Raw genomic sequence first — 17921 nt, 5'->3', positions numbered from 1 at the left:
CTTTTTATGAAGCAAAGCGGAACAAAAAAGCGGGAGTGGAAGATGGATTAAGCTGCCCAAATCATTAAACCTATATTAATCTTCTTTTTTCCTTCTCTCTTTCAGATCCTGCTCGATTTGGGTTTCCATTTTTTTGTTGATTTCGTAGAACATTAGTAATCCACACGCCGCAAAGAATGGAATGGCCGGAAAAATACTGACCAGCATCTGAGCTCCATTCGCTACGGATTCCGGCTGGATAATATTTTCCGTACCTTCCGAAGAAATGTAGCCGTAATGTCCGATAATAGAGGAAACCAGTGAACTTCCGATGCTCAAACCCACTTTTAACCCCACCATCATGGCGGAAAAAATAATGGCTGTGGCGCGTCTGTTGTTTTTCCACTCGGAATAGTCGGCAACATCGGCAATCATTGCCCAAAGCAAAGGTGTGCTGATTCCGTAGAAAAAACCATGAAGAATCTGCGAAAGAAACATTAATCCCACCGATTTTGGCGGGTAAAAAATGAATGCCACAATGAACAAAGTTGAAATGAACAGTGATGCAATGAACGCGTCCCTTTTTCCATATTTGTCGGCAAATCTTTTTGAAAAGGTAATTCCGATGATCATCATAATAATTCCGCCTGCATTAAAGAGTCCGAAACCTGCTGAACGAGGATCTTCTCCGAAGAAATTCATCCCGACAGAACTGAAAAATGCGGTAATCGGTGATATGAAATTTTTCAAAGAAGTTTCATCCACATAATTGTTGAAATAATAGACATAGGAACCTCCTTTCATTGCCAGAGTAATGAAAATCAACGCTGTAACCATCAACATAATAATCCACGGTTTGTTTTTCTTTAAATCTTTTAAATCTGCTCCCAAAGTGGACTCCTGTTCCGGTTTTGGAATCACTCTTTCTTTGGTGGTGAAAAATGTAATGAGCAACATAATGGTTCCAATGATTGCCAACCACGTCATTACGATCTCAATTCCGACTGCTTTATCGCCGTTTCCTGCTGATAAAATGATCGGCAACATAAATACCTGTACAAAAAACTGAGCAAACATCACTGCTACGAAACGGTATGATGAAATACTGTTTCTTTCTTTCATATCGCCTGTAATCACGCCACTTAAAGCAGCATAAGGCAAATTATTAGCAGCATATAACAACAGTAAAATCGTATATGTTGCCGCTGCATAGATCATTTTTCCCTGATAAGAAAAATCGTGAGTGCTGAATGCAAAAAGTGCGGCTGCGCCCAACGGAACGGCAGAAAATAAAATCCACGGACGGAATTTTCCCCATTTGGTTCGTGTTCTGTCTGCCAAAGCACCGACCATCGGATTGAATCCGAAACCTGCAATCAATCCGACAATCAAAGTGATAATGGAGGCGTCTTCCGGTTTTAATCCGTAGATATCGGTGTAAAAGTAAGCTAAATACGTAACCAAAGTCTGGAAAACCAGATTGGCTGCTAAATCTCCCAAACTGTAGCCGATTTTTTCAACGACAGATATTTTTTGAGATGAGTTATTCATATGATTGTTGATATTTTTATAATTAATTTTTAAACGCAAAGTCCGCAAAGATTTTTTGACTACTAATCGTTTTTAAGGCTCGCAAAGGCGTAAACTCAGCAAAGGCTTAAAGATTATTCCGTAGTGAAAGGCGATGCGGGAAGTCTGGTTTTGTTTTTGAGGTTTCCATCGGGATTATCTGCCCAATCGTAACGGACAGCAACAGGATTTGTGACCGAATCATTCCAAACTGTAATTGTTTTGCCTTGGATTTTTGCTTTTGCCCAAGACCAGTTTCCGCCGGTATTTTTGATGGCAAACCCTTTTAGTTCAGCAACGGGAGCAAAATCATCGGTTCCGTTTTTAAAAGAAAGTACAATTTTATTTCCATCGATTTTCATTGACTGATAAACCGGTCCTTCTGCAACGATGTTTTTTCCGTAAGCCAATTTCATTGCCTGCAACGCAAGCCTGTCTCCTACTGTTTTTTTGTTCAGCGGATGGATGTCATTCCATTCCCCAACATCGATGATTACGGCAAGTCCGGCATTTGGAACCTGTAATGAAACTTTACGCTGCTGGTCTCTTAGCTCCGCCCAGTTGCTTTCGATAGGCTGTGCTTTTGATTCCATAAAATTAGCCAATTGAACTGTGATGAACGGCATTTCTTTGTTATTGAATTTATTTCTCCAGTCTGTAATCATCGTAGTTAATAAATCGCCGTACTCTTTCGGTTTTCCGGTATTGCTTTCTCCTTGGTACCAGATTGCTCCTGTGATATTATAATTGATTAAAGGATTGATCATGGCATTATACAATCCTGTCGGTTTCCAGCGGATAAAGGTTGTTCCGGGTGCCATTTTTGCCATTTTTGCCCCGATTTTATATTTCCATTCGGATTTTAAATCTATTTTTTGTCCGTCGATTTCAAGGTAATAGGGTTTATCTGCGATGAACTGCCCTTTTCCGCTTCCGTTGGAAACTCTTACGGCAATTACATTTTTACCTTCCTTAAGAATTCCTGCCGGAACATCGTACCAACGCGGAGGATATTCATAAGTTACATTTCCGACTTTTGTTCCGTTAATGTACGTTACATCGGCATCTTTAATTCTTCCAAGGTTTAAAAAAGCGGCTTTTCCTGCCTGATTTTTAGTTAAAATAATTTCTTTTCTGAACCAGACCGAACCTTCAAAAGAGCCTTCCGTATCTTCCCAAGAACCCGGAATTTTCATGGTTTTCCAGTCAGAATCATTCAGATCAAATTTTTCCCAATGTTGGTTTAACCCTAAATCACTCTGATCTAGTTCTGTATACCAGGCTTTGCTTAATGCCTGTTCCGAAGATTCTGTTGATTTTATCAACTCATCATTCTGCCATTTTTTAGCCTCATCCAAATATTCAGGATATTTTTTCAGTGAATTTTCATCCATCCAAGCCTGAATTGGAGAACCTCCCAAACTCGCGTGAATAATTCCTACCGGAACTTTATTTTTTTCACTTACATCTTTAGCAAAAAAATATGCAACCCCAGAAAAATTCAGAATGGTTTGAGAATTTGTTGCTTCCCATTTCCCTCCGTCCAATTCAGTCTGAGGTAATTTGAAGTTATATTTTTGAGGAACCGTAAAAAAACGGATGTTCTGATTGTTGGCATTTTTGATTTCGTTTGAATACAACGGCGTCAGTCTGCGCATGGGCAGTTCCATATTAGACTGTCCGGAAGCGAGCCATACATCGCCAATCAAAATATCTTTTAAAGTGATTTCGTTGATGGTCATGGTGTACGGACCGCCTGCTTTTTGTTCTGGAAGTAGAATTTTCCAGTTTCCGTTTTGATCTGCGGTGGTTTTGTAGTTTTTATTGAGAAATTTAACGTCTACCTTTTCATTGGCATCGGCTTTCCCCCAAATATTCAGCTTTTGATTTCTCTGCAACACCATTCCGTCTGAAACTAAGTTGGGAAGCGTAACCTTTGCCTGAAAAAGCATATTGCAGAATATGCAAAGCATTAAGGTAATCGTTCTGGTAATATTTTTATGGTTCATAATTTTTTATACTTTAAACGCTAATTGCAAATTTGTTCTTTCTTAGATTGAACTCCTACGGAGTTCTGTTTCTTCGGTCAATTGTATTTCTACACAGATATTGCTCCTATGGAGCAGATTTAATTCTGCAGTTGTTTTTAGTTTTTATCTGGCGTTTGATTCAGTAATCTTACTTCGATGATTTTCGGCGTTAATGATTTTTCACCCGAATTAAACTTGATGTTCAAAATTTCTTTACGGATTTCAGATTCAGGAATCGGAATGAGTAAAGTTTGTGGAGAACCGCCCATTTTTCCTTCAAAATCTTGGGAAAACACTTTAATTCCATTGATTTCGGCATTCAGGGTACGGTAGCTGTTGGCATCGAAATAGAGAAGATAGAGGTATTTTGCATTCCTGTCCTTGTTTTTCATCTGATAGCTAAACCAGCCTTTAGCGTCGCGGAAATGCCGGTCTTCCATATAGCCTTCGTAAGCATCTTTGCTCTCAAAAAAGTGGTCAGATTCCGGCTGTTGCTCGCCGAGTTGGATTTTATCGGTCGTAATATTATCCTGTTTTCGAATTTCCGCTTCTTCTTTAGCTTTCTGTTTCTGAATCATTTCGATTTTATCCTGAGTTGCCTGAGGGAAATAGATAATGTAACGTTCTTCCTGAATCTGGTAAAACGGAACAAGCTCCAATCCGTTACTGAATTTATTCTGAGGATAAAGTCCGCTAATTTTAAATTTTAAATCTTTCTCATTAACAGGCTGAAGATGATTCAAAACCGTTGCTGAAAATCCTAAAATTGCAGGAATGTCGTTCAGAGGAATCTGCGGTCCGTGTGCAATATGTCCACCGCGGCTGTCGTCGGCAAAGAGCCCTGTCTGATTTTCTTTGCCATATTTTGCTGCCAGAACAATGGGTCCGTATCTGAATGCATAATAATCCGATTTGTCCGGAAGCTGTTCTGCAGACAAATGCATTGGCATTTTCATCTCAATGACATCACCTTTTTTCCATTTTCTGCTGATGTTGATGTAACCTTCGGAATCTACAGAAGTATTGACCTTTTTAGAATTCACGGAAAGTGTTATCTGTGAGATATCCGTCCATTCCGGTGCTCTTAATTTTAAATTGATTTCAGTTTTTGGAGCAAGATCAAAGATCAATTTTGTGGAAGGTTCCTGCGGAAAATTATTTTCCTGTCTTATGACCAATTTTTTCTCCGACCATTTTAAAACAGACGGAATAAAAAGATTTACGTACAAATCGTTATCAGAATGCGCATAAATCATTTCGCCGTATTTGGCGTGATTTTCCATTCCTGAACCAACGCAGCACCAGAAACTGGTTTCCGGCTGGGAATATACTCTGTAATGGCCGGGACGCATGGGTGTAAAATAAACAAAACCGCCTTTTTCCTGATTTTGGGTGGAAAGAATATGATTGTATAAAGCTCTTTCGTAATAATCCAAATAAGAAGATTTTGGATTGGTCGCAAAAAGTTGTTTGGTCAATTTCAACATATTATAGGTATTGCAGGTTTCGGGACCTTCAATACTTTTAATCATTCCGCTGAAATCTCCGGTAGGATTGAAATGTTCGCTTACACTGTTTCCGCCGATAATAGCTGAACGTTTTTGGGTGACATTAGTCCAGAAAAAATCTGCCGCACCACTCCACTCTTTATTATGCTCCAGATCTGCGATTCTCTTGAAACCGATTACTTTCGGGATCTGCGTATTGGCGTGAATTCCCGTCAGTTTATCTTCGTGAATCAATAATGGATTTAAAATCGCCTGATGTGAGAATCGGTGTGCTAACTTAAGATATTTTTCATTTTTGGTAATGTCATAAACATCGGCAAAAACTTCGTTCAGTCCGCCGTGCTCACTTTTCAGCATCTCCTGAATCTGCTCATCGGAAAGTTTGGAAACTTCATCTGCCATCCAGTCGGTAAGCTTAATGAGCATTTTTTTTGCTTTTTCGCTGTCTGCATACCAATAGGCATCACGCAAACCGGAATATATTTTGTGAATATTATATAAAGGAACCCAACGGTCGTTCAGTCCGAAAGCGGATGCACGAATATTGCCGTCCGAGATTTCTTTCCATATCTTTTTGCCATACGGAACGCCGGAAATATAATCGTTTCCTGAAAGATTCTGACAGCGTTCCAACTCATCGATCATATAATCCAGCCTCTGTTTTACTTTCGCATCGCCTGTAGAAGCGTACATTAAAGCCAAAGCAGAAATATAATGTCCGCCAATATGACCATCCAATCCTGTATTTTCCCAGTTCGGATAATTCGGTTTTTTAGGATTAAGTCCTACTTCTTTTAAATAGGGAGCCAACAAACGGTCGGCATCCATAGACATTATGTAATTTTTATCTGTCTGCATTGCCCTGCTGAATATGCTTTCAGACAAAGCGACTTTGTTCAGTGGAAAATAACTGACTGTTTTGCTCACCTGTCCAAAAGCAAGTGTGCCAAAACCTAAAAATACTATCAGTGATTTTTTATTCATGAATAAATGTCTGTTCAACATTTCTAAAAATAAAAGAAAGAATCAATATGACAAAGAATTTTGCAGAATGTGCCGCTGAAATCAAAAAAAAGTCTATTTTAAAGTCTTAGAAAAAAACTAAAAACAACAGGAGCTTATCATAAAAATTAAGATTATGAAAAAACGCGATAATCAGAACCATACAGTCAAATTACCTGCATGAAAAATGAATACGGAATATACAGTATGAACGCTGATATTTTATATTAATAGCTTATCGTATTTTTAAGACTAAGCCCTACTGACTGTTTCAGGGTAAATTTAAAATGAAAGAAAAATTAATTTTAACATATTTTTAACATTAAGTTCATCTGTTTTTAATGTCTTAGATGAATAAAGTGTAAGTTTCGAAGGTAGAAACTGCTCCCAAAATGACAAGGAAGATGATGGAATCCTGAGAAATTCAAAATAAAAAGTAAAATAAAGTGTGTAAAATACATTTATATTGATCCGACAGTAAAATCAAAGGCTAAAAGCATTAACTTTGCATAAAAATATAATCGATGACACAAGACTATTCTCATTTTCCGCGACATCTGGTAGCTGTAGACTGCATTATTTTCGGGTTCGACGGCGAAAATCTTAAAATTCTTCTGGTACAAAGGAATTTTGAGCCTAAAATGGGAGAATGGTCGTTAATGGGTGGATTTATAGGAGACGAAGAAACATCCGATGAAGCAGCGCAACGTGTTCTGAATACTCTCACAGGACTGGAAAATATCTATCTGGAACAGCTGAATTCTTATACACGCATTGACCGTGAACCTACAGCAAGAATTATTTCAATTTCATATTATGCGCTGATTAATATTGAAAAGAATATCCAGATCAATGAAAAATACAGCGCAAAATGGTTTGATCTTCAGGATTTTCCAAGTCTGATTTTTGACCATAACGAAATGGTAAAGGATGCCGTTCTGAGACTGCGCAGAAGAGCTTCCACAAGACCTATCGGTTTCGAGCTTCTGCCAGAAAAATTTACGATGAAAGATCTGCAGAATCTATACGAAGCGATTTTAAATGAACAGTTCGACAAGCGGAACTTCATCAGCAAAATTAATGCGCTGGATATTCTTGTGAAAACGGAGGGTAAAGATATGACTTCTTCTAAAAAAGGGTCTTTTCTGTATCGTTTTGATGAAGAAAAATATCAGAAAAAGCTTGCGGAAGGGTTTATGTTTAAGATTTAAACGGTTTATTTCTTTCCTATTGAACCCAGATGGGTATGTTTGAAATCGTCTTCAAATTTCAATCCGTATCCGAAAATTCTGTCCATTGCAGAATGGGCAAATAAAATAATTCCGGCAAATTCTACGATAGAAATTTTAAGCCAAAATCCTAGAATCAAAACAAGGATTGCAAGCATTTTATGATGAAAAAAATTGTAGATCCGGGCTCCGGTTTTTGGATTGATTAAGTAGCCGACCATGGAAACATCCGGAAGCAAAAGGCAAATCGGAAAAAGCCACCACTGAAATTCTAACTGTGTAAACAGGAAAACGGCTAAACCAAATTGTCCTAATTCTTCGAGCTGCAAGAGATTTTTCATTGTCTGAGATTTATCTTACAAATGTCTGACAACAGAAAATAGATTCTCTTGATAAAAATCAAGAATTTTCTGCCTGCCGTTTCCTGATTCTGCTGAATGTTTCGGGCGTCATTCCCAAAACCGAAGCAATATATTGCAGCGGAACCTGATGAAATAATTCTCTGTTCTGCTCAAAATACCGGTTGTACCTTTCTTCCGCGGTCATGGATAGATAAGAAAATATCCGGTCTTCCATCATTCCAAAACATTTAATCATAAATCTTTTCTCAATTTCAGCCCATTTGGGGAATTCCCTGCACAGTTTTAAATAATCTGTTTTAGAAATGGTGAGTAATTCAGCTTCGGTAAAGGCTTGTATCGTCCATCGGTTGTGTTGATTAAAGAAAAATCCCATCACATCGGTAACGAAAAAACCTTTTACGGAAAGCCACTGTGTAATCTCTTTTCCGTCTTCTGATAAAGCGAAAACACGCAAAATACCGGATTTCACCATGCTTAATCTGTTACAAATTTCGCCTGAACCTGTAAATATTTCATTTTTCGCTAATTGTTCTTTTCTGAAATAAGACTAAATAACAGAGTGTTCGTGAGCATTCAGCGGTCCGAAATATGTTTGTATTAATTCATTTAAATCTTCCATTGTTTTTTTATATGCTGAATTAAAATTAAACAAAAACAGGACTCCAAAACGGAATCCTGCCTTTATTTTATCATAATTACATTTTACCAGAATTTCACATAAAGTGCAGTAAGCAGTAATAACGTTATAACGATTAAAACCAATGTTCTGTTGTCTACGCGGAACATTGTTGCATCGATTGCGAATGCTTTCGGATTCACTTTCGGTCCTGCAAGACTGATGAGAACCATGGTTGCAATGGTGATCACGAAAGACCATCCCATATTAATTAAAAATGGGATTTCTGTAATGGTGTGCACAACTCCGTTTTCCAGTTTTTCATACGTAAAAGCGGTATATAACCAGGTTTCTTTTCCAAAAATATCGACTGCAAAACTGTTGAAGAAAATTGCCAGAACGAATCCTAAAATTACACCGACCAAAGCTGCTGTTCCGGTGGTTCTTTTCCAGAACATTCCCAAAAGAAACATGGCAAAAACTCCCGGACTTATAAATCCTGTATATTTCTGAATGAAGGTAAATCCTCCTTCACCGCCGATTCCTAAAACATCGGTCCATGTAAATGCCAAAGCCACAAACATCGCGATGATAATCGCCCATCTTCCGGTTCTCACCATCTGGATTTCCGTTGCATCAGCTTTTAAATATTTCTTGTAAATGTCTAATGTAAAGATCGTTGAAATACTGTTCACTTTTCCTGCCAAAGAAGCAACGATTGCCGCCGTTAAAGCCGCTACAGCAAGACCTTTCAGACCAACCGGCAGAAATCCTAAGATTGCAGAATAAGCACCATCTTTTACGCCACTAAAGCCAGTTAAATGCCCTTTTGAATACAAAACGTACGCTGCAATTCCCGGAAGCATTACGATAATCGGCATAAATAATTTTAAGAATCCTGCGAATAAAATTCCGGTTCTTGCCGTTTTCAGATCAGCTCCCAACGCTCTTTGGGTGATGTATTGATTACAGCCCCAATAATTCAGGTTTACAATCCATTGTCCTGCGAAATACATCGCCAATCCCGGTAAAACAACATATTTCTGAACATCAAGATTTTCAGGCATTGCCAAAGTTGTGGTGGTCTTCACCGGCTTTTCCAGCATCAGTTTAAAGTGTTGCGGAGCTTCGTTCATCAAAGTCTGAAAACCTGTTAAAGCATTCCCGACTGCCGCCCCGTTGATTCTCTGATCAACAATCTGAAGCGCCATGTAAACCGTGGCAAAACCTCCGATAATTAAAACCGCCACCTGAATTACATCTGTGTAACCGATTACCTTCATTCCGCCAAGACCAATTAATAATGCCATTAAAAGCAATCCGATCATAATAATATGAAGGTTATCGCCTCCCAGCAATGTATCTATTGCCAAAGCACCTAAATAAAGGATGGAAGTTAAATTAACAATAACATATAAAAAGAGCCAGAACACAGCCATAATCAGGGAAACCGATTTGTTGTAACGGGTTTCCAGAAATTGTGGCATCGTGTAAATCTTGTTTTTAAGATAAATCGGAATGAACCATACTGCAATAATAATCAATGCAATTGCCGCAATCCATTCATAAGCAGCTACAGCAATTCCCACAAAAAATCCTTCACCGGACATCCCGATAAATTGTTCGGCAGAAATATTGGAAGCAATTAAACTCGCGCCGATTGCCCACCAAGTCAGTGAACCTTCTGCCAGAAAATAATCTTTACTGCCTGTCGCTGCAGATTTCTTTCTATTATAAATCCAGATTCCGTAGCCTGCAACTACCACAAAATAGATAAGAAATATGATGATATCAAGAGTAGCTAAATTTCCCATATTTTATTTTTTAACTGAGAATTTATAAATTGTTTTCGACTGGTATTTCTGTCCCGGCTTCAGTTCTGTAGAAGGGAAAGAAGATTGGTTCGGTGAATCCGGAAAATGTTGAGTTTCTAAACAGAATCCCGTTCTGAATTCATTTTTCCCGCCAGTTTTGGTATCGAATTTTCCATCAAGAAAGTTTCCGGAATAAAACTGTACTCCCGGTTCGTCAGTTAAAACTTCCATTACTCTGCCCGATTCGGGATGGTACACTTTCGCAATACTTCTCAGTCCGTTTCCGTTCAGAATCCAGTTATGATCGTAGCCTTTTCCTTTTTTCAGTTGATCGTCATCAGCACTGATGTCTTTTCCAATTGCTTTTGAAGCTGTGAAATCGAATGCACTTCCTTTTACAGGTTTTTGCTCACCTGTAGGAATCAGCGTTTCATTGACCGGTAAAAATTTATCTGCATTGATCTGCATTTCGTGGCCAAGAATTGTTTTTGAGAAACTTCCTGAAAGGTTAAAATACGAATGCTGGGTAAGATTTACCACAGTCGGTTTGTCGGTTTTCGCTTCGTAAGAAATTTCCAGAGCGTTATCATCCGTTAAAGTATAAAATACCGTAGTCGTCAGTTTTCCCGGATATCCTTCTTCCCCATCTGCGCTGGTATAAGTCAGTTTCAACGTTGGGAATTTGGCATCTTTTACAGGTTCAATATTCCAGATTTTAGTATGAAACCCTTCTTTTCCGCCATGAAGACTGTTGGGTCCGTCATTTTTATCAATGTCATAGGATTTGCCTTCCAAAGTGAATTTGGCATTGGCAATTCTGTTTCCGTAACGACCAATTAACGCTCCAAAATAATAAGGATTTCCATTAAAATAATCTTCCGGTTTTGTAAAACCCAAGACCACATCTTCATATTTTCCGTTTTTATCGGGAGCGGTAAGTGAAGTGATGATTCCGCCAAAGTTGATGACTTCCACTTTCATCCCGTTTTTATTAGTCAAAGTATATTTTTTAACAGAATCACCTTTTGACGTCACTCCATACTCTGAAATCTGTATATTTTCCATTGCCTGCTTTTGATTTTTTGATTGATTTTCTTTTTTATTGCACCCGAAAATACATAAAACGGCAAAAAGAATTATCAGGTTGATACTTATTTTTCTCATTTTTTATAATTTTTGCAAGTTTAGCGATAATATATTTCATTCCAGCGAAGTGTATTCTTAAAATCACGGATTTTTGTATTTTCATCAATCACTAACGATTCGATTCCGGCGATTTCTGCAAAATCCTCCAATTGTTCTGCACTAATGTTTTCGCTGTAGCAGGTATGATGGGCTCCACCCGCCAAAATCCACGCTTCCGCGGCTGTGTACAAATCAGGAAGTGGTTTCCAGAGTACTCTCGCTACAGGAAGCTTCGGAAGTTCTTCGGTAATTTCCAAAGCTTTTGTTTTGTTGATTAACAATCTGAAATGATTTCCGAAATCCATTAATGCTGCATTTAAAGAATCAATATTTCCTCTTGAATTGAAAACCAGACGAACCGGATCTGCTTTTCCGCCAATTCCAAGCGGATGAATTTCACAAGAAGGTTTGTCAACCGCCAAAACAGGATCCACTTCCAGCATATGAGAACCCAGAACCGATGGACTGGAAGGATTTAAATGGTAGGTATAATCTTCCATAAAAGCATTTCCGCCTTCTAAACCCTGCCCCATTGTTTTCATCGCACGAACCAAAGCGGCAGTTTTCCAGTCGCCTTCTCCGGCGAATCCGTAACCTTTTTCCATTAATCTCTGAACGGCAATTCCCGGAAGCTGTTCCAATCCGTGAAGATCTTCGAAAGTATCCGAGAATCCTTTGAAATTTCCGTCTTTCAGGAATTTTTCCAAACCTAGCTCAATTCTGGCAGCAGCTTCGAGGGATTTTCTGTTCGCTCCTCCTGAGAGAAGGGATTCTGCCATTTTATATGAAGATTCATATTCTTCCATCAACGATTTGATTTCGCCTTCGCCAATTGAATTGACAACGCTTACCAAATCTCCGATTCCCCAAGTGTTTACGGAAAATCCAAACTTGGTTTCCGCTTCCACTTTATCACCGTCTGTCACGGCAACATATCTCATATTGTCTCCAAAACGGGCAAATTTTGCGCCCTGCCAATCGTCCCAGCCAGCAGCAACTCTACTCCATTCTCCGATTTGTTTCTGAACTCTTTCCTCTGCCCAATGTCCAACCACCACTTTCCTGTTTTTGCGGAGACGGCTTACCATGAATCCAAATTCCCTGTCGCCATGTGCTGCCTGATTAAGATTCATAAAATCCATATCCATCGTAGACCACGGAATATCCTGATTGAATTGCGTATGAAGATGCAGCATCGGCTTTTGCAAGGCAGTAAGACCACGAATCCACATTTTTGCAGGGGAAAATGTATGCATCCACGTTACGATTCCGATGCAGTTTTTTGAAAAATTGGCAGCAGTTAATGTCTCGAAAATTTCTTCCGTGGTTTTTACGGTTGGCTTTAAAACCACTTTCACAGGAATTTGTGACGAAGCATTGAAGGCTTCCACAATCTTCGCCGAATGTTCCGCTACCTGTGCTAATGTTTCAGAGCCGTATAGATGCTGGCTTCCGGTGATGAACCAGATTTCTTTGGTATTGAGAGGTGTTAACATATTTGATGATTGATAAATGATGATTTATAATTGATATTGATTTTATTTATTTCATAGGTTTTACCTAAGGCTATTAATATTGAATCCTCCGGATTTTGATGTTTTTCATCAAACCTTATAGGTTTTAAAAACCTATAAGGTTTATGGCAGATATTACACAAACCTCCAGTTATTGCCCGTAGTAAGCATTTTTACCATGTTTACGTTCGTAATGTTTTTTGATGAGTGAATCTTTTAAACAGGCTGCATTCGGATTGATTTGTCTGGTGAGATAAGCCATTTCGGCGATGGTTTCCAAAATTTTGCTGTTGTAAACAGCCTTTTCAGCATTTTTACCCCAGGTAAACGGTCCATGATTTCCGATGAGCACCATTTCTACTTCTTCATAAGACAGTTTTTTTTCTCTAAAACAATCCAGAATCTGGATTCCGGTATTGTATTCGTAGTTGCCTTCTATTAAATCGTCATGCATTGGTGGCGCACAAGGAACATCCGTTGTAAGATGGTCTGCGTGCGTTGTCCCGAAAATCGGGATGTCCAACTGAGCCTGTGCCCAAGCTACAGAATAGATGGCGTGCGTATGCGAGATTCCACCAATGTTTTCCCAGTTTTTGTAGAGATAAGCGTGGGTTTTGGTATCAGAAGATGGTCTTAAATTTCCTTCAACGACATTGGCATCATAATCTAAAATCACCATATCTTTAGGTTTTAAAAGTTCGTAAGGAACGCCGCTTGGTTTGATTGCAAAAATTCCTTTTTCGCGGTCAACGGCGCTTACGTTTCCGAATGTGTAGACAACCAGTTTTAAGGCATCGAGCTGCATATTGGCTTCGTAACATTCTCGTTTTAATTCTTTATAGATGCTCATTTTTATTTATATATTTTTTTCAAATGCATAGGTTTCACCTACGGCTATCGATATTTAACCCCTCGGGTTTTATCATACGAATCAATCGCAGCCCGACCTGAGTGGAGCTCTTTTTGTGCAGCGAAGCGGAACAAAAAAGCGGGAACGGAGGGCGGATAAAGCTGCCATAATTATTTTAGTTGATGGTTTTTGGTTGATTGTGGATCGTTCTTTAATTAATGTAAATATTTAACAGATCGCCTCTACGAGGCTCTTTTTGTGATGATAATATTTACATTATTTGCTATTAACAGGACGCTCCTAACGGAGCTGTTTTAACCTAATTAATCACTATAAACTGTCAACCGTCAACTTTTTCTTAGATTTGATATTATTTTCGGTGAAATCTGCTAAAATCTGATAGTGCTGCATCAATTCTTCGTATTGTTCTACATGTTCTTTCTGTGGGAAGTATTCAGCTTCGAAATCAGAGCCCATTTTTTGGCTTGCTTCCTGAACGTTAGGATAAATTCCTGCGGCAACAGCGGCATAAATGGCTGCCCCTAAAGCCGGAGCCTGATCTGATGCTGCCACAACGATGGGCATATTCAGGACATTTGCCAAGGTCTGCATGATGAATGGTGATTTTCTGGCAACGCCGCCAATTCCTATGACTTTATGGATTTTAATGCCTTCATCTTCAAAGCGGTCAACGATTTTTCTTGCTCCGAAACAGATCGCATTAACCAGTGCTTTGAAAATATGTGGTGCTTTTGTTCCCAACGAAAGACTACTGATTGCCATTTTCAGTTCCTGATTGGCATCGGGCGTTCTTCGTCCGTTAATCCAATCCAATGCTATTGGAACGGTTTCCGACAGTGGAATTTTTTCCGCTTCGAGAGTGAGATGTCGGATCATACTGTTTTCTATTTCTTCTTTCAGCAACTGTTTTTGGTCATCGTCAATTGCATCGGAGTTCATCAGAATATTGATTGTGGGTTCTGTAAGAAGATTTTTATACCACGCCAAAACATCTCCGAATGCAGATTGTCCCGCTTCCAGCCCCATTAGTCCCGGAATGACGGAACCATCGACCTGTCCGCAGATTCCTTTAACCGTTCTATCGCCGATAATTTCGTTTGGAGCCACCATAATATCGCAGGTGGATGTTCCCATAATCCTGATTAATGTGTTCTCCTCAACTTTTGCACCGATTGCACCGGAATGCGCGTCGAAAGTGCCGACAGCAATTACAGTTTTAGTCGTTAATCCCAATTTTGCCGCCCATTCTTCGTTCAGATTTCCGGCAACTTCATCGGAAGTATAGGTTTTATCATATAATCTGTCGCGAAGTTCTGCTAAAGATGAATCCAATTGATTAAGAAATTCTTTGGAAGGAAGTCCGTTCCACGACTCGTGCCACATTGCTTTGTGTCCGGCCGCACAGCGGCTTCTTTTGAATGTCGCCAGATCCTTATGGTCAGAAAGTAAAAATGTGAGGTAATCACAATGTTCCATCCAGCTGTATGCTGCATTTTTTACGGCTTCATCTTCTCTGCTGATGTGGAGGATTTTTGCCCAAAACCATTCTGAGGAATAAATTCCGCCTTCAAATTTTGTATAATCTTCACCACCCCAGTTTTTTGCCAGATCATTGATTTCTTCTGCTTCCCGGATGGAAGTATGGTCTTTCCAAAGCACCATCATTGCATTCGGATTTTCTGAAAATTCGGGTAAAAGGGATAAAGCAATTCCATCTTTATTTACAGGAAGGGGTGAAGAACCCGTAGTATCAATACAAATACTAACGATATTTTCGGGCGCAACTCCACTTTCTTTCACGACATCGGAAACGGTTTTTTCCATTCCTTCGATGTGATCCAGCGGATGCTGACGGAACTGATTTTCTTCCGGTCTGCAGAACTGTCCTTTTTTCCATCTTTGGTAATAGCTTACGGAGGTTGCCAGTTCGGCACCATTTTCCGTATCAATCAAAACGGCACGAACGGAATCTGTTCCATAATCTAAACCGATAACATACTTTTTCATTAACGAAAGTGATTTATTTGATTATTGTTTTGGCTCCTTTTTAAAATAACAGTTGTAATGGATTACATTATGCAAAGATTTTCCGTTAGGATTTCATTTACCTTAAAGAATTCTCCGGTTTTCTGTTGAAGAGATAAAACAAATATAAGATTCTATTTTAAATAAATGTAATATTTACACTTAATTTTAAGTTTTCTTTTATTAATGAGGCTTTAGAGCTATTTAAGCTTTAAAATAACGACAGAATTTGCCGGAATTTCCGCAGAAATTTTTCCCTTTTTAATGGTCTGCGTTTCTTCTTTGGGTGTGATGATCTCCGATTGGAAGTTATTTTCATCGGAAAGTCCTGATGAAGTCAGTAAGATTTTGGTGAGTTTACTGGCATGTTTAATGTTTTTGGGATTGATTTCAACTGACATTTTTTCATCATCCGTATTAACAATTTTAATGATTGTTTCATTTTTTTCAATGTCATGTACGGCGGATGCATAAAGATTGTTTTCGCCTTTTAACGACTTTCCGTTTTCAGTGATCTTAATTAAATCTGTTCCTTTGTTGTTCGAAAATAATTTCTGAACATAATAATTGGGAGTTGCATAAGATTTTAAATTATTAAACCAAATCAAATCCGGTGTCCATTGCCAACCGTCTGCATGGGCGAAAAGCGGTGCGTAAGAAGTCATGGTTACAACATCTGCATTGCGTTCCAGCCCTGTCATAAAAGCGGCTTCCGAAAGTGCGGTCAGCCAGTTGTTTTTATTGTCGGGCTTTACAACACCCACCGATTGTGCGGCGTATTCCCCCGCAAAAACTTTAGGTCCTGAACGACCGTATTTATCATATCTTCCAGCGTTTTTCATAAACCATTCCGGAGAATTATAATAATGTTCATCCACAACCTGCGCATTCAGTTTTTTAAGTTCTTTCCAGCCGTAATCGAAAAATTCGCCATCGGGAGAAGGGCCGCTTCCCGAAATAATTTTAATATCAGGATATTTGGTGTGAATTGCTTTTTCAAAAACTTTGTAACGCTCGATATAATCTGCTCCCCACTGTTCGTTTCCAACGCCGATGAATTTCATGTTAAAAGGTTTCGGATGTCCCACTTCAGTTCTGATTTTTCCCCATTTTGTAGAGGAATCTCCGTTGGCGAATTCAATTAAATCCAAGGCATCCTGAACATAAGGATCTAAATCTTCCACTTTTACGAGTTCGGCTGTGTTGAACTGGCATGCCATTCCGCAACTCAGAATCGGAAGCGGTTCTGCACCCAAATCTTCCGCCAGCTGGAAATATTCAAAAAAGCCAAGACCGAAAGACTGCCAGTAATCCGGAGTAAGACGGTGCGGAAATCCATTATTCCATTTATTGATAAGGTTTTCCCTGTCTTCTACCCTGCCAATCGTCTTTTTCCACTGGTACCTTTCTGCCAAGGTTCTTCCTTCAACAATACATCCGCCGGGAAACCGTAAAAAACCGGGTTGTAAATCATATAATTTCTGAACTAAATCCTTTCGTAAACCGCCTTTTCTTCCTTTCCATGTTTCTTGCGGAAAAAGTGAAATCATATCCATATTCACCACCCCTTTTCCTGTGAAAGTGATTTGAAGCTTAGCCTTTTCAATGGTTTTAGAAGGTATAAAAACGGTGCTGTATTTTTGCCATCCTCCTCCTTTGATTATCGAAGAGGCAGAAGAAATCACCATTCCGTTTTCATCAATAATTTTTGTATTGACGGCAGAAATATTTCCTGACACATTTTCCAGATTGAAACTAAAATCATATTTTTCACCCTGATGAAGTCCGATTCCCCGGAAACCTTCGTTTTCCAGTGAATAGTTTTTATCATTCAAAACCGTTATTCTTGCGTAGTTTTTATTGGTTTTAGACTTATCAGTTATAATCGTCAGAAAGCCGGAATCTAAATTGGGAGACAATGTTTTTGTATTGGGTTGTTTCCAGCCGGTTAAAGGTTCATCAAATTCGAAACTGCGGTTTTTGATGAGTTCTGCGTACAATCCGCCGTCTGCTGCAAAGTTAATGTCTTCGAAGAAAATTCCGTACATCGTGGGCTGGATTTTGATGTTGGTGGACGTTCCGTCTAAATCGAGGAAGTGCTTTTTGATATTTCCGTTCTGTGCTGAAAAAAACGCTGTACTTAGTGAAATAGCCGCTGTGAATATTTTGATTTTCGCTTTCATTTTTTGACTTGAAAAATTGAATTTTTTACTGATA

The 17921-nt window shown here is 38.9% G+C and carries 12 protein-coding genes; 1 reads left to right on the top strand and 11 read right to left on the bottom strand.

Annotated elements, in window-relative coordinates; translation table 11 throughout:
* Positions 1–75 precede the first annotated feature (75 nt).
* The 3 genes from KKI44_RS00930 to KKI44_RS00920 form a co-directional block, all read right to left on the bottom strand.
* Positions 76–1530, bottom strand: a complete 1455-nt coding sequence (locus KKI44_RS00930) for an MFS transporter (protein WP_214589431.1) — start codon at positions 1528–1530, stop codon at positions 76–78.
* A 113-nt stretch (positions 1531–1643) separates the two neighbouring features.
* Complete coding sequence (locus KKI44_RS00925) at positions 1644–3557, bottom strand: sialate O-acetylesterase (protein ID WP_214589430.1); 1914 nt, start codon at positions 3555–3557, stop codon at positions 1644–1646.
* Positions 3558–3694: 137 nt separating this feature from the next.
* Complete coding sequence (locus tag KKI44_RS00920) at positions 3695–6070, bottom strand: glycoside hydrolase family 127 protein (protein WP_214589429.1); 2376 nt, start codon at positions 6068–6070, stop codon at positions 3695–3697.
* Between the two features lie 542 nt (positions 6071–6612).
* Between KKI44_RS00920 and KKI44_RS00915 the strand changes: the two genes are divergently transcribed.
* Positions 6613–7299 (top strand): NUDIX hydrolase, encoded by a 687-nt coding sequence (locus KKI44_RS00915; protein WP_214589428.1) that lies wholly within the window; start codon positions 6613–6615, stop codon positions 7297–7299.
* Between the two features lie 5 nt (positions 7300–7304).
* Here the strand turns inward: KKI44_RS00915 and KKI44_RS00910 are convergent, their stop codons facing one another.
* From KKI44_RS00910 to KKI44_RS00875, 8 genes are all read right to left on the bottom strand, one after another.
* Positions 7305–7658 carry a DUF4260 domain-containing protein gene (locus KKI44_RS00910; RefSeq protein WP_214589427.1) on the bottom strand — a complete coding sequence of 118 codons (354 nt, stop codon included), beginning with the start codon at positions 7656–7658 and terminating at the stop codon, positions 7305–7307.
* A 58-nt stretch (positions 7659–7716) separates the two neighbouring features.
* Positions 7717–8151 (bottom strand): Crp/Fnr family transcriptional regulator, encoded by a 435-nt coding sequence (locus tag KKI44_RS00905; RefSeq protein ID WP_250902124.1) that lies wholly within the window; start codon positions 8149–8151, stop codon positions 7717–7719.
* A 230-nt stretch (positions 8152–8381) separates the two neighbouring features.
* Positions 8382–10109: a sodium:solute symporter family transporter gene (locus KKI44_RS00900; protein ID WP_214589426.1), complete on the bottom strand. Its 1728-nt coding sequence runs from the start codon at positions 10107–10109 to the stop codon at positions 8382–8384.
* A gap of 3 nt (positions 10110–10112) precedes the next feature.
* Positions 10113–11273 carry an aldose epimerase family protein gene (locus tag KKI44_RS00895; RefSeq protein WP_214589425.1) on the bottom strand — a complete coding sequence of 387 codons (1161 nt, stop codon included), beginning with the start codon at positions 11271–11273 and terminating at the stop codon, positions 10113–10115.
* A gap of 20 nt (positions 11274–11293) precedes the next feature.
* A complete protein-coding gene (araA, locus tag KKI44_RS00890) occupies positions 11294–12790 on the bottom strand; it encodes an L-arabinose isomerase (RefSeq protein WP_214589424.1) in 1497 nt (498 codons plus the stop codon).
* Positions 12791–12959: 169 nt separating this feature from the next.
* On the bottom strand, positions 12960–13658 hold the full coding sequence (locus KKI44_RS00885; protein ID WP_214589423.1) for an L-ribulose-5-phosphate 4-epimerase: 699 nt from the start codon (positions 13656–13658) through the stop codon (positions 12960–12962).
* 330 nt (positions 13659–13988) lie between these two features.
* The gene (locus KKI44_RS00880; RefSeq protein WP_214589422.1) at positions 13989–15686 is read right to left on the bottom strand and encodes a ribulokinase; all 1698 of its coding nucleotides are present in this window, start codon (positions 15684–15686) and stop codon (positions 13989–13991) included.
* A 218-nt stretch (positions 15687–15904) separates the two neighbouring features.
* On the bottom strand, positions 15905–17887 hold the full coding sequence (locus KKI44_RS00875; RefSeq protein WP_214589421.1) for an alpha-L-arabinofuranosidase C-terminal domain-containing protein: 1983 nt from the start codon (positions 17885–17887) through the stop codon (positions 15905–15907).
* Positions 17888–17921 lie beyond the last annotated feature (34 nt).

The organism is Chryseobacterium sp. ZHDP1 (assembly GCF_018603435.1).
In the GTDB taxonomy this organism is placed as follows: domain Bacteria; phylum Bacteroidota; class Bacteroidia; order Flavobacteriales; family Weeksellaceae; genus Chryseobacterium; species Chryseobacterium indicum.
Note: the sequence above shows the minus strand (reverse complement) of the source record. Positions and strands in the feature narration are given on the sequence as shown.

Coding starts and splice junctions, on each gene's coding strand:
- KKI44_RS00930 (WP_214589431.1), bottom strand. CDS start 1,530: ATGAATAACTCATCTCAAAAAATATCTGTCGTTGAAAAAATCGGCTAC.
- KKI44_RS00925 (WP_214589430.1), bottom strand. CDS start 3,557: ATGAACCATAAAAATATTACCAGAACGATTACCTTAATGCTTTGCATA.
- KKI44_RS00920 (WP_214589429.1), bottom strand. CDS start 6,070: ATGAATAAAAAATCACTGATAGTATTTTTAGGTTTTGGCACACTTGCT.
- KKI44_RS00915 (WP_214589428.1), top strand. CDS start 6,613: ATGACACAAGACTATTCTCATTTTCCGCGACATCTGGTAGCTGTAGAC.
- KKI44_RS00910 (WP_214589427.1), bottom strand. CDS start 7,658: ATGAAAAATCTCTTGCAGCTCGAAGAATTAGGACAATTTGGTTTAGCC.
- KKI44_RS00905 (WP_250902124.1), bottom strand. CDS start 8,151: ATGGTGAAATCCGGTATTTTGCGTGTTTTCGCTTTATCAGAAGACGGA.
- KKI44_RS00900 (WP_214589426.1), bottom strand. CDS start 10,109: ATGGGAAATTTAGCTACTCTTGATATCATCATATTTCTTATCTATTTT.
- KKI44_RS00895 (WP_214589425.1), bottom strand. CDS start 11,273: ATGAGAAAAATAAGTATCAACCTGATAATTCTTTTTGCCGTTTTATGT.
- araA (WP_214589424.1), bottom strand. CDS start 12,790: ATGTTAACACCTCTCAATACCAAAGAAATCTGGTTCATCACCGGAAGC.
- KKI44_RS00885 (WP_214589423.1), bottom strand. CDS start 13,658: ATGAGCATCTATAAAGAATTAAAACGAGAATGTTACGAAGCCAATATG.
- KKI44_RS00880 (WP_214589422.1), bottom strand. CDS start 15,686: ATGAAAAAGTATGTTATCGGTTTAGATTATGGAACAGATTCCGTTCGT.
- KKI44_RS00875 (WP_214589421.1), bottom strand. CDS start 17,887: ATGAAAGCGAAAATCAAAATATTCACAGCGGCTATTTCACTAAGTACA.